Below are 13,376 nucleotides of genomic sequence, written 5' to 3' on the forward strand. Positions count from 1 at the left end.
TTAAATGACCTCCTTTGTTACAAATAAACAGGAGCCGAAATCTCCCCAAAGGTGGGTCTTATCATTATAATAAGTGCCCATAAATTGATTATTTAAAAGAATACCGTAGTCCAAGAGCTTGCCTGAGGCTCGATATTTTTCTACACAATCTAAAAGAGCATAATACTTATTTACTGTTCTTAAAACAAGCCCCTCAGGATTTAAAGAAATGGGAAGCACATGCTTAATTAAACCGCCAAAGCGTTTTATATAGAGCCTTTGGGGTTTTGTTTCAACCTCGTATAAGGCATCTTCTTTCATTCCTTTAACTTTTAAAATACTGTGCCCGTCGGCAGTCAGGGCTTTCATCTGAAAAAGGCCTGAGACGGCAGTCCTGCCGTAAGAACATTGCCAATGCCTTTGATTATCCTTATGTGTGCCTATAACCGAAAAAGAGCCGAACTGAAAAATTTTTCTGTATTTTTTATAAAAAGAAATCTGCTCTTTTATTTCTTTTTTTTCTGCATGGGTTAAAAATTTTAAATCCAATTCATAACCTAAGAGCCCGAAACAGGCAGTATTAAAGCGGGTGCTTAAAGGAGTTTGCCTTAGGGTCTGCTGATGAGGCGAGGCCGAAACATGGGCACCCATAGTCGAAAGCGGATATAGGAGACTTAAAGCGCCTTGTATTTCTTGTCTTTCCACAGGATCGGTATTGTCCGATGTCCATATCTGGGGAGAAAAGCAAAGCATTCCAAGATCAAAGCGGTTGCCGCCTGAGGAACAGCTTTCAAGCAGAATATGAGGACGGGGAGAAAAAATCCGCGTTAAGACCTCATAAAGACCTAGAATATAGCGGTGATAAAACTCTCCTTGATTTTTTAAGGAAGAAGAAAAGGCGGCCGATATGTGACGGTTCATATCCCATTTTACATAAGAGACATCCGCCTCATCTACAATTTTTGAGACATTTTCAACTATATAATCCCTCACATCTTTAAGGCAAAGGTCAAGCACTAGCTGGTGCCGCCCCCTGACCGGCTCCCTAAAAGGCTCTTTTAATGCCCAGTCTGGATGAGAGCGGAATAAATCGCTGTCCTCGTTTACCATTTCAGGCTCAAACCAAAGCCCGAAGTCAAGCCCTATTTTACGCACCTTATCGGCAAGTTTTTTAATTCCTCCGGGAAGTTTTTTTGTATTTACCCGATAGTCGCCGAGACCTGCACTATCGTTATTCCGGTCTCCGAACCAGCCGTCATCAAGCACAAAAAGCTCAAGCCCTAACTTTTTTGCCTTACGGGCAGAGCGTAAAAGGCTTCGGCGGTTAAACTTAAAAAAATCGGCTTCCCAATTGTTTATTAAAACCGGTCTTTCTTTTTCTTTCCATTCTCCCCTTACAATGCACTTATTTATAAAGCTATGCATATTTGAACGAAGCCCGTTAAAGCCTCTATCCGAAAAAGAGAGAACGGCCTCAGGCGTTTCAAAGCTTTCTCCTTTTTTTAGGTTCCAAGAAAAACAATGAGGGTTTATCCCGATACCGATGCGGATTAAGTCCAAATGGCTTTTTTGAACAAAGCCGAAATGATTTCCGCTGTAGATCAGGTTAAACCCGTAAACCTCTCCCCTATCTTCATCTATTCCATGGGCTGCAATAAGAAAACCGGAATTGTGGCGGTTAGAGCTTGCTCCGGTTGTAGACTCGTTTACCCACATCCCATAGGAAATTTCTTTTTTATGAAGATGGGCTTCTTTAATCCAGCCTCCGTCAAGGGTGAGCATATCAAAGCCCCTGTCAGGCAGATCGATCATCATGCTCATAAGGCGGCGTATTTCCAAGGAATTCTCATTATTATTTGTCAAAACGGCACGCCTTGTTATAATATTAAAGGATGGAAATACAGTATAGTAGAGATCAAGACTAACATCGTTTATATCTTTTAAATTTATGATAAGGGTTTCGGCATCTTCATTTCCGTCAATGGCGGAAGGAAGAGACTGCATAGGTTTCGAGCCTTTTTCTATCTTATGGTATTGATAAACAAAATCGTGCGTAAAAGAAGAATCGGGCATTCTTATTTCGCAAGGAGAATAACGGTAATCCCCCCTGCCGTTTCCCGACCATTGCAAGGGGATATTATCAAGCACATAGAGGGGATCTTTTTCATCATAGCAAACGGAAGAACCTGTCTGTGCCGTTCTTTTTACAATGAGCCCCTGTATATCGCCTCTTTCCATCTTTTTACCGTAATGCACGGTTTCCAAGTGACCGTAAGGACTTATACGGAACCAATAGCTTGAACTCTCTGTTTCCAGATAAAAAATATCATTTTCAAATTGAATCATAACCACAGTATAACATAGTTTTGAAGGATATGCAAAGTAAATTCAGTATTAAAACTATAGTATTATTATTAAAAATAAGTTATAATCTAAGGTAAACCTCTAAAAAGTTGAAGTTTTTAGAGGTTCCCTATAGGTAATATGAGGAAAAAAATGAAGAAGAAAAACGTTTTACTATTTTTTTTGTTTTTAAGTTGTTTCTTTTTTTTAAGTGTTTCTCTTTCGGCGGAACAAATGTATTCCCCTTCATTGGGGCTATGCACTCGACCTGCCGGAGGATTTTGTTTTAGCCGATAGAGAAGGAAATGAAAGATATCTTTTTCAGCATGCCATTCTGCCGGTTGATTTACAAATTGCCTTGTATGAAAAGACTCAATTTAATACCATAAAAGAAGCTGCCGAGCATGTTTTTAAACAGCTAAAAATGACTCATAAAGACGTTCCATTTATCTGGAGAAATAAGGAAGCTCTTTTATCATCGGTATCTTTTTTATATTCGCCTTCAGAAAAATATAAACCTAAAGAGCTTTCAGGCTGGGTTTTAAGCCTTGAGCTGCCTAATAAAACCGGATGGCTGCTGCTTCTTACCTATACCGACAAGGATAAGGCAAAGGAGTGTGAAAACCTCATGATCTCTTCCCTTGACACGGTTTATACGGATACAATGTCCTATTTTGAATCGGGGCCGGTTACAACAGCCCTCTATCCTAAAACAAAAGAAAAAACTATCGATTATGCTTTTAACAATAAAAACATATCCTTTACGATAGATGAATCCGATGCAGAAGCGAACCAATCGGTAATTGACAGGGAATTTTCGGTTTTGACTATGTATTTAAATCATGATAATTTAGTCGCAGCTTGGCAGCGTTTTTACAAGGTAATTTTTAGGGATGCATGGAGCCGAATAGCCCCCGCTTCCTTTGCCGTATATACTTCGCTCTTTGATGAAAACAATCAAAACGGATTTGCCGAAAAAGCGGCAAAGGAACTGCTTTTTTTAGTTCAAAATTTTAACTATGAAAGAGACAGAAAAGGAAGCGATTTTATAAACCTGCCCCAGGCCCTTACGGAAAAAAGAGGAGACTGCGACAGCAGGGCTCTTCTTATGGTGCTAATGCTAAAACAGATGAACATAGATGCCGTCCTTTTGGTTTCTCCGAATAAGTCCCATGCCATTGCCGCAGTAGACTGCCCGGGAAGCGGAACCTGTTTTACTCATAACGGCAGAGATTACCTTGGCTGTGAAACTACGGCCCATGTACCTATAGGAGAAATAGCTGATGAAATAGCAGCTCCTGAAAATTGGTTCCCCGTAGATTTTTACGTAATAGAAAATTTTGAATCAAATTAGCCGCGCCGGCAGCGTTATCCGCAGAATGGACTTAACCGAGGCTTACTATCGTCTTTCCCGATCCTCCTTCTTCCGGCTTTGCAAAACGGAAGGCCTTTACATAGGGACTTCTTTTTAAAAATTCGTGAGACAATTCTTGAAGAATTCCATGGCCCTTTCCGTGAATTACGGCAAACTCGGTGATACCGTGCACCAAGGCAAGATCCATCTGATCCTGCAAGGCCTTTTGAGCTTCCTCAGCCCTCATTCCTAAGAGGCGAAGCTCAAAAGAAGGACGGGAAGAAGGAGCACTTGTGTCGCTTATAAGACTGACAATGGGTTTGGAAAATTTAAGCTTTTCTTGATTTTCGCAAATCTCCATGTCGTCCTCGGCAATAGTAAGTTTTAAGTTATCGATAGCAACGAGCCACTTTCCTTTTTTTTCTTCACGGATAAGCTCTCCGTTGCGGTTGAGGCTTTTTATTATAACCCTCAGCCCCTCTTGAAGCTTAAGATTTTGAGGAGCCTTATTTTCTTTTGAAGTATGAAGTCTTTCATCTATTTTTGTTTGCTCAAGTTTTATGGCCTCATGTTCTTTGCTTAAATCTTTTTCAAAATCATCAATCCATTTTTTGACGCTTAAAGTTTTTTCACGGCTCAGCTCTCCCTCTCTCAACTCCCGAACAAGGTTTTCAAGAAATTTTCTTTTTTCTTCAAAAAAAAGATCGAGCCTTTTTATTCCGTCTTTTTTTAGCTCCAATTCTTTTTGTTTTAGCTGAAGCTCTTTTAAATCGGAACGACGCCTATCCTCTTTAAGTTTTAATTCTTCTTCTTTTTTTTGAAGTTCAAATTCGTTTAGGTCTTCATGCTTTTGAATAAGCCCCTTGATAAGATCTGAAACGTCAGCCCTATTGTTCCCTAAATAAAAGCGGGCCTTGTCGATTATATTTTCGGGAAGACCGTTCCGCTTGGCTATATCAACGGCATGGCTTTCTCCGGGGACACCCATTAATATCCGATAGGTGGGGCTCAAGGTGTTTTGGTTAAATTCGACCGAAGCATTTACACAAGAGTCCTTACTATAGCCGTAATTTTTTAAGGCACCATGATGGGTTGTAACAAAGACAAAGGCTTTTTTTTCTAAAAGGTCATCAAGAACTGCCATTGCTATTGCACAGCCTTCTTGAGGATCCGTGCCGCTTCCAAGCTCATCAAGAATTATAAGACTTTTATCCCCTGCTCTCCTTATAATTTCGGAAACATTTTTCATGTGAGCCGAAAAGGTAGAAAGGGATTGATCCATAGACTGCTCATCGCCTATATCGCAGGCTATAAAATCAAAGTAAGGAAGACGGGTCAAAGGGCCTGCAGGAACGGGCCAGCCCGTTTGGTTTATCAGCGCAAAGAGAGCTGCCGTTTTTAAGCTTACGGTTTTTCCTCCGGTATTCGGGCCGGTTATGATAAGAACCCTATCATCTTTAGATAATTTTAAATCTATAGGAACTGCCGATTTTCCAAGCAAAGGATGGCGGGCTTGATGAAGATAAAAAGAAAGAGGGGCTCCTTTTGAATCAGAGCTGCCGCCCCTGCCTATTGAAGGGCCTACCCCTAAATCTATACTGCCTGCAAAGACACAATTATTGGAATATGCCCACCGAGCCGCGGCCGCAATACAATCCAATTTTGTGATTGCTTCACATGCTTCTTTTATGTTTTCGGTATGTTCTGCAATTTGAGAAGTCAAGTCTTGCAAAAGCCTTAAAAGCTCGCGTTCATATTCGGCATGAGCGGCGATAAGGTCATTATTCTTTAAAACTATTTCTTCCGGTTCAAGATAAAATGTTTGTCCCGATTGAGAATACTCATGAATGATACCCGGAATTCTTCCCTTAAAATTTGACCTTACGGCTATAACCTGTCTTCCGTCTTTGACCGTAGGCAGATTGGATTGAAGCATTTGACGGGTTGAATCATTTGTAAAATAATTCCGCATAGTTTTATCTATATCGTCCTCGATAGAGCGTATCTTATTTTTTATTGTCCTCAAAGAAGGAAGGTCTTGTAATTCTCCGTTTTCGTCTATAAAAGAAAATACAAGTTTTTTTAGATGGAGCATATCGGGTATTTTTTTTACAAAAGAAACAATCGAGTTTTCATTTATTTCTTCATTTTCTAAAAAGGGACTTAGCCATTCATGTAAAGAAGAAACCGACAAGGCTAAAAGTCCGACCGAATAAACGCCTTCAATATCAAGAGCAGCACCTTCAACTTCTATGCCTTCAATAAAGGGAAGAACGGGAGGCCTGTACTTTATTGGAGGAGCCTTATATGCCCTTAAAAGACTTAAAAAATCAATCCCCAATTTTTTTCTTCTTCTATTTTTTTAATATCCGTATCGGGATTCTTTTTTAAGCAAAATTCTTTTCCCTCATCAGTTACACAATAGGAGGCAATAATTTCTCTTATCCTCGAAAACTGTAAAACTTCCAGCGTATGCTCTGTCATATTTACTCCAATAAAAACTTTTTGCAGCAAATATTAATTTGCGAAAAAAGTTTTTTCAAGTAGTTTTGCTTTATGCAAAACTACATACAATAACACGATGTTTTGTGCTTTGCACAAAACTCGAAGATAAACATGGAGGCTTGTATTTCAAGCCGGAATGTTTATCCAACTCCTATTAATACTTTCTTACCGTTTCTTGTAATTCTTTATATATAAGCCCAAAACTAGTGTACCTGTCCTTATGAATGTCTCCTTTCTTAAGAGCTTCCAAAATGGCACAGCCTGATTCATGGCTATGGGTGCAGGAAAGGCCGAATTTACATGAGCCTATAAGCTTTTCCATTTCGGGAAAGTATAGGGCCGTATCCTCAGCTTCAATGCCGTAAATTGCAAAATGCCTCACCCCAGGTGTATCAATTATGTTTATCGAATGTTCCTCACCCTTTGAAGTAAGAACCTTTATTTTAAAATACTCCCCTTGTGTTGTCGTGTGGGTACCTCGGTCATACTTATCAGAAATTGCAGAAGTTTTTAAATTTAAACCGGGTGCGATAAAATTTAAAAGAGTGCTTTTACCCACTCCTGACTGTCCTACGAGGGCAGAAGTTTTAGCCGAAAGGTTTTCAATTAAGCTATCCATTCCTCTACCCTCCTTTGCCGATACTTCAAGGGTTTTATAGTCCAATCTTTTCCAGTCTTCAACCCGCTCTCTTACATCAGCCGAAAGTTTTAAATCACACTTATTTATAACAATTAAAACCGGAATCTTTTGAATCTCGGCTTGCACTAAAACCCTGTCCACAAAGCGAGGGCGGAAGGGAGGGTTTGCAGCAGAGGCAACGCAAACAAGTAAGTCAATATTTGCGGCTAAAAGTTGAGGCATATTCAGTTTTTGGTTTAAACGCAAAAAAGAATTTTTTCTTGTTATCAAACCCGTTACCAAGCCTTCATCCTCAGAGTGAGTATCGGGCTCAATGTTTACAAGGTCTCCCGCTGCAAGAGGATTATAGTAAAGGGCAGAATCTTTTAAGACCTTCCCCTTAATGGAGCAGTTCCTGAATTTTCCGTCTTCACATTCAACATAAAAAATATTATTCGATCCTTTTAAAACCAATCCTTTCATTTTTAAACCAACAAGTTTTTAGAAGTAACCTAAAGTCATATTAAAAAGTTCCGCATAGGCGGAATATTTTTTTGTATTTTTTTCAGTTTTTTCCGAGGTGATATAAAAAATATCTTTTTGAATATTTTTTAACTTTGAGTTTTCATCCTTTAGTTTTTGAGGCGGAGATAATTTTAAGGCCTGATTTACAACCCCATCCAAAGAATCCACAATCTTTATATCCGGCTCACACTCGGATTTAAACTCATCCCTTAGGTGGAGAAAATGAGTACAGCCTAGAATAGCAGTATCTGTTCCTGCCGATTTAAAAAATTCAACCGCCGGACGAATTGCAGCCTTCTTATCTTCCTCACCGGCTGACAATAAGGTGTTCTCTATTTTAGAAACCAAAATGGAATCTGCACGCATAAAAAATTTACAATCGGCTCCGAATTCTTCAATAAGATTTTGCACATAGATATCGTTCACCGTTCTTTCGGTTGCAAGGACGGCAATTTTTTTATTTTTACTTGTTAAGGCCGCAGGCTTTATAGCAGGAACGGTGCCCACAAAGGGTATCTCGAATTTTTTACGCAAATGTGAAAGAGCCGAAACCGTCATCGTATTACAGGCTATTATTATAACGGAGGGTTTAAGTTTTTCGATTATTTTTTTTACAAGGTCTTCGGTAAATTCTATTACCTCTTCGAGTGTTTTTTCTCCATAAGGAAAATGTTTTGTGTCTGCGACATAGGCACAGGAACTTTGAGGCTCCAATTCTTTTAAATGCCTTAAATAAGGCAGCCCCCCTATGCCTGAGTCTATAAAAACATATTGAACATTTTGTTTTAAAGTCAAGCTAATTCTCCCATAAAAACTTTTTGCAGGAAGCCTCAGCTTCCAAAAAAAGTTTTTTCACGCAGTTTGTTTACAAACTGCATACAATAACGCGACGTTTGCCGAAAGGCAAACTCGATAGATAAACAGTGAGGTTGAATTCCTGCCGAACTGTTTATCACACCTCCCATAAAAATTACTTCAATATCCAGTTTATTTTTACCCCGTTTTTTTCCATGCGGCGAAACCAAGTTTCCTGCCGTTTCGCAAACTGACAAATGGCTCGGTAAAGAGAATCAATGTACTCTTCCCTAGATTTTATTTTGCCTTGAAGATATTGGGCGGTAAATTTATATTCAAGCCCCAAACTTTCAAGCCTTTCCCAAGAAAAGCCCTCCTTGTGAAGGCTCTCGGTTTCTTCTATCATTCCGTCTTTTATGCGCTCTAAGAGTCTAAGCCTTATTCTTTCTCTTAAAATATCCCGCGGGTATTTAAGGCCTATTATAAGGGGGCGGATATCGGGGCGGTTTGCGTTTAAGATTTCGGCAGCATCGGGATGTGCCTTTTTATATTCCGCAATTTCAATAGCCCGCATAAGCCGATCCATATTTTCAAGGTCGGTCTTATTATGCATCGGAACTTTGTATTCAAAAAAGACCTTTTGCAGTTCCGTCAAATCCTTACCGGCCAAAGAAGCCCTCAGTTCTTCATTTTTTGGAACAGGAATGAGTTCATATTCCCTTATAAGAGCATCAAGATAAAGCCCCGTTCCTCCCGCAAAAATGGGAAACTTTTTTCTCCTCTTTATATCTTCAAAGGCCTTGTAAGCATCATTTTGAAAATCAAAAACATTGTATTCCCTTTCCAAGGTGCAAATATCGATTAGGTGATAGGGCACATCGCCGTACTCGTCTAAGTCTTTCCCCGTACCTAGGTCAAGCCCCTTATAAACCTGCCTTGAGTCCGCAGAAATAATCTCTCCGCCAAGCTCTTTTGCGAGGCCTACGGCATAGGAGGTTTTTCCCGTAGCTGTAGCTCCCAGCACAACTATGGAATTATGTTTATCAGCTAACGGCAAAAAATCACGGTACATAAAATCAAAAGTTTATAACCTGTTTCGGACAATATTTAAAGATACTCCCAATAAGAGCACACCGCAAGAAATAAAAATATACATAGTGGAAGATACGGATAAATACCAAGCGGCAAGACTATATGACCCCAAAAAAGTAAACACAATAAAAGAAATAAATGCTATTGCATAAATTATAAAATCCATAGAAATAGTCAAATTTGAGGATAAAATATAGTATACAAAATCAAAAATAAGGATTGAGCCTATTATTATTGTAAGGAAAGATATAAGCTCGGTTGAGTCGGGAGTGTTGATATTTTTGTAGAATAAATAAGCAAAAACGGAGCTAAAAATACCGAAAATAGCCGAGAAACTATTGCTTAAAGTTTCTTCAGAGAGAGAAAATGAAACCAAAAAGAAAAAAATCAATCCGAACAAGGCGTGTAAAAAAAAGTACTGAAAGAAAAAGCGCCATAAATGAGCGGCAAACGAAGAGGAAATTTGTAAATCTGAAAGGGGGAAAAAAGAAACAATTATCAACGAAACTATTCCCCCTAGTATGCCCAATAAAAAGGCAGTAAACTTGCCTCCCTGTTCTTTTGAAAATAAGGCATAGAGTAAAAAAACTAAGGGCAAAATCAAAATAAAAACAAAATTCATGTGAATATTTTATCATAAAAATGTCAATATATCAAGTATTTTGTATTAACAGCATTTAAGATTTTTTAGTATATACTTAAAAAAAGAAAAAAAATGCCGATAAGTATGATATGGAAAATAGAAAAAACTTTGTTGAGGAGCTTTCGGTAGTTCTTGAAACAAAAAGAAACGAATTCAATACTAAAATTCTTCCCAAGGTCCAGGAAAATTACAATATTCAAATAAGTGCTCTTCATGCGATTAGAAGCACTCTTTTAAAAAAACGAGTAATTCACGACGATCCATACAAATATGACAGTAAAATGACTGAAGTTGAAATTCCAAGCAAAGAAAACTTTGCAGACTCGGAAAAGGCAAGCGTCATAGGCACCCGCCTGGCACACTATGAAACAATGCTGGACTTTGTAAACAATTATTATCAGTTTAATACCGATTTTTTAACTCCAAAAAGGATTTCCATCCTTCTTGAATTAAACAGTACCTTTATCTGGTCGGATTTTACAAATACATCAACACATACAAACACAAGAGCAATTGCAGATATAATCAATAACCTTTTTAAAGGGCCTGATCAGCTATCAAACAGCCTATTGCGGGATTCGGTAGCTCATATGGGAAAAAGTGAAGTATATATAAACACACAGCTTAAAAGTCTTTCCTTTTTTCACCGGGAAGAATATAAACTTTTGATGCGCCGTGAAATTATGCCCTCAGTAAAGGTAAGCAAGGCGGATTGTTCAAATCCGGCAAATATTTTAAGAGAAATTAAAAAGATATTTTCAATAAAAATGAAAAAAAAGCCCTTTTATACGGACCTCATAGTCGAAATAATAAGGGAAGATTACGGAGAAGATTCAAGTATCTTACAGCAGGAAATTTTATCCAAACTCGAAATTAAAGAAAAACAGGACTCTTTTTCGCCTCAAAAAGTTAATAATAGGCCTATTTTAATATCAGGCCTAAAAATTCTATCAAATTCCGCACCTCACTTAAAAGCTGCATTGGAAAAAATAAAATCCAATCAAGAAATGGTATACAAAGCCGAAAATACGGTATTTAAAAAATTAGCGCAAATTTTTAGACAGATTTTAAAACTGGACCCTCCGGAAAAGCACATAACAATCATTATCACAGATACTATCAATCAAAATACAAAAAAACAAACAATCAACTATTCTGTTTTTGAAAAAGAAGTACTTCAAAAAATATCCTTATTCCAAAGTATTTTGATGCCGAACTCAGCCGTCAATCAAAAAATAAAAACAATGCCGGATGAGTTACTCTTTAAAAGCCTTACAAAATACATAAGTGACAGCAATGAAATCTTAAAACAACTTGGAGGTCTTGACGAATTCTATAAAAACGTAAAGCCTGAACTTAGAAGCAAAATAAGAGGAATTAAGATAGAAATTACAACAATTACAAATTCGATTATAAAAGCCAACCAATATAGGGCTGAATATCAAGCTCTCAGCGACGAAGTAAACCAAATGAAAAAACTTGGAGTTATCTAAAATTGCGTCGATACTAAAGTTGCGTCCGATTGAATAATAATAAAAAAAGCAATATAATACCGACAATATGAAAAATAAACTATCAGCATTATTTTTGATTTTAATGTCCTTTTGCCTTTTTTCACAAGAAGATCAAAAAAAGGAACTTAATATTTCCATAAGCTCAGGAATACCAATGCTTCACCCTCATACAGCCTACGATGCAGGAGAAGCCCAAATCTTAACAGCCCTTTGTGAAGGCCTTTTTGTATATGACCCCTATACATTGCAGCCCGTTTCGGCACTTGCCGAAAAATACAGTGTTTCAGGCGGCAGGTTATGGCGTTTTACAATCAGAGAGGGTGCAAAATTTGAAAACGGAAAGCCCATAACGGCTCAAACCTTTGTCGACTCATGGCTGAATCTTTTAAACCCAGCCGGCAATCATCCCTATGCCTCACTTTTAGACTGCATAGACGGAGCTTCCGATTACCGTAACGGCAAATTAAAAAATAAAAATCAAGTCGGAATAAAAGCCGAAAGTGAAAGAGTCCTTTTGGTGTCCACAAATACCGAAATTGAATATCTTCCCAATATTCTATGCCATCATGCATTTTCAGCAGTTGAAACATCTCAACTTGAAGCTGCCTTAAAATTTTCCAATATCGAAAGAATCGAAAAGTTAAAGGACAGCTTTAAGCCCATATCAAGCGGGGCATATAAGATAAAGAAATTTTCCGAAAAAGAGCTTGTTTTGGTAAAAAATGAAAACTATTGGGATAAGGATAATGTTCAAATACCCCAAATAAACCTATTCCTTGACTTAAGCAAAGAAGATGCCATCGAAAAATTCAATATAGGAAAGATTGATTGGCTTTCAAGAAGTGATGTGATTTCCAAAATAGGAGATCAGCGTTGTGTAAATATAGACCCTCTTTTTGCAACGGATTATTTTTTCTTTAAAACGTCGTCGCCGAATATTAAGGATGCAGATTTTAGGAAAGCCCTTCTTTTGGCCGTCCCCTATGAGGAATTGCGCAAGGGCTATCCTATAAAGGCAGAAACTTTGATTTTTCCCCTTGCCGGCTATCCCAAAATTCAGGGCATAACCGAATATAATCTGCAAAAAGCCCAAGAAATCATAAATAGCCTTAATTTAGACGAAGAACAAAAAAAGATAGTAATCAAAATACCCGAAAACACATATTATCAAGAATTAGCCGAAATTTTATCGGCTTCATGGTCAAAAATCGGGGTAAAAACCGAAGTTAAAACAGTTTCTTTGAATAGTTACTATAACAGTCTAAAATCAAATGATTTTGATTTAGGAACAATTACATGGATAGGAGACTTTGCAGACCCTCTGGCCTTTTTGGAAATGTTCCGGCCTAATTCCAGCCTCAATGACTCGGACTGGAAAAATCAGGAATTTGAAAGAATAATTCTTAAGTCTCATTCCGAAAAAGACTTTAAAAAACGGTATGAAATGTTGAGCAAGGCAGAAGAGCTATTGCTGGGAGAGAGCGTGATTATTCCGATATCCTATAGGCTGAGTGTAAATATTATAGACATTTACTCCATAGGAGGCTGGTATTCGAATGCAATAGATATACACCCCTTTAAGTTTATAAAATTCATCAAGCCCCAGCCCGTGCCGGGGCTTGTAAAATTAAATAATAAGCCCAAACAGGCCTCTTAAAAAAAATTTTGACATTTTTATAAAACAGTATTGACATTTTTTGTAATTTGTAATATTATCTGTTTTATTGGGCGCTTAGCTCAGCTGGTACGAGCGTCTGGTTTACACCCAGAATGTCGGCGGTTCGATCCCGTCAGCGCCCAATCTTTCCTTTTAAAATAAATTAATGAAAAATTTTCGTTTCACATATGCCGATTGTTTTGTTGCAATAGTCTTAGTATTTATTCGTGCGGATGGTTTAATACCCTGTTGTTGCGCAGCGTACGCTTGCGTCGGGATATGTTGATTTTGCTATTACGCGTTTTATATGCTTGTCCAAAGACCTTGACAACAATTCATGCAGATAAAAC

Annotated in this window: 7 protein-coding genes, 1 tRNA gene and 2 pseudogenes; 4 read left to right on the plus strand and 6 right to left on the minus strand. The window is 38.0% G+C overall.

Annotated features, from left to right (window positions below; all coding sequences use genetic code 11):
- Complete coding sequence (locus JO40_RS11575) at positions 1 to 2,325, minus strand: alpha-galactosidase (RefSeq protein WP_044979466.1); 2,325 nt, start codon at positions 2,323 to 2,325, stop codon at positions 1 to 3.
- Between the two features lie 150 nt (positions 2,326 to 2,475).
- Between JO40_RS11575 and JO40_RS11580 the strand changes: the two are divergent.
- A pseudogene (locus tag JO40_RS11580) lies at positions 2,476 to 3,676 on the plus strand (transglutaminase domain-containing protein).
- Between the two features lie 31 nt (positions 3,677 to 3,707).
- On the opposite strand, the pseudogene JO40_RS11585 reads toward JO40_RS11580, so the two are convergent.
- From JO40_RS11585 to JO40_RS11605, 5 genes and pseudogenes are all read right to left on the minus strand, one after another.
- Positions 3,708 to 6,160 (minus strand): annotated as a pseudogene (locus JO40_RS11585) (endonuclease MutS2).
- A 175-nt stretch (positions 6,161 to 6,335) separates the two neighbouring features.
- Entirely contained in the window at positions 6,336 to 7,283 is a 948-nt protein-coding gene (rsgA, locus tag JO40_RS11590) for a ribosome small subunit-dependent GTPase A (RefSeq protein ID WP_044979467.1), read from the minus strand.
- Between the two features lie 18 nt (positions 7,284 to 7,301).
- Entirely contained in the window at positions 7,302 to 8,120 is an 819-nt protein-coding gene (gene murI, locus JO40_RS11595; protein ID WP_044979468.1) for a glutamate racemase, read from the minus strand.
- 175 nt (positions 8,121 to 8,295) lie between these two features.
- Entirely contained in the window at positions 8,296 to 9,192 is an 897-nt protein-coding gene (gene miaA / locus JO40_RS11600; RefSeq protein ID WP_044979469.1) for a tRNA (adenosine(37)-N6)-dimethylallyltransferase MiaA, read from the minus strand.
- Positions 9,193 to 9,204: 12 nt separating this feature from the next.
- Positions 9,205 to 9,834, minus strand: coding sequence for a hypothetical protein (locus JO40_RS11605; protein ID WP_044979470.1), 630 nt, complete (start codon positions 9,832 to 9,834; stop codon positions 9,205 to 9,207).
- 110 nt (positions 9,835 to 9,944) lie between these two features.
- Between JO40_RS11605 and JO40_RS11610 the strand changes: the two genes are divergently transcribed.
- The 3 genes from JO40_RS11610 (at position 9,945) to JO40_RS11620 (ending at position 13,169) form a co-directional block, all read left to right on the plus strand.
- Positions 9,945 to 11,348 (plus strand): TP0584 family protein, encoded by a 1,404-nt coding sequence (locus JO40_RS11610; protein WP_044979471.1) that lies wholly within the window; start codon positions 9,945 to 9,947, stop codon positions 11,346 to 11,348.
- A gap of 175 nt (positions 11,349 to 11,523) precedes the next feature.
- The gene (locus JO40_RS11615; RefSeq protein ID WP_044979824.1) at positions 11,524 to 13,026 is read left to right on the plus strand and encodes a peptide ABC transporter substrate-binding protein; all 1,503 of its coding nucleotides are present in this window, start codon (positions 11,524 to 11,526) and stop codon (positions 13,024 to 13,026) included.
- Between the two features lie 69 nt (positions 13,027 to 13,095).
- Positions 13,096 to 13,169: transfer RNA gene (locus tag JO40_RS11620), tRNA-Val, on the plus strand.
- Positions 13,170 to 13,376 lie beyond the last annotated feature (207 nt).

The sequence above is a fragment of the Treponema putidum genome (assembly GCF_000755145.1).
Lineage (GTDB): Bacteria > Spirochaetota > Spirochaetia > Treponematales > Treponemataceae > Treponema_B > Treponema_B putidum.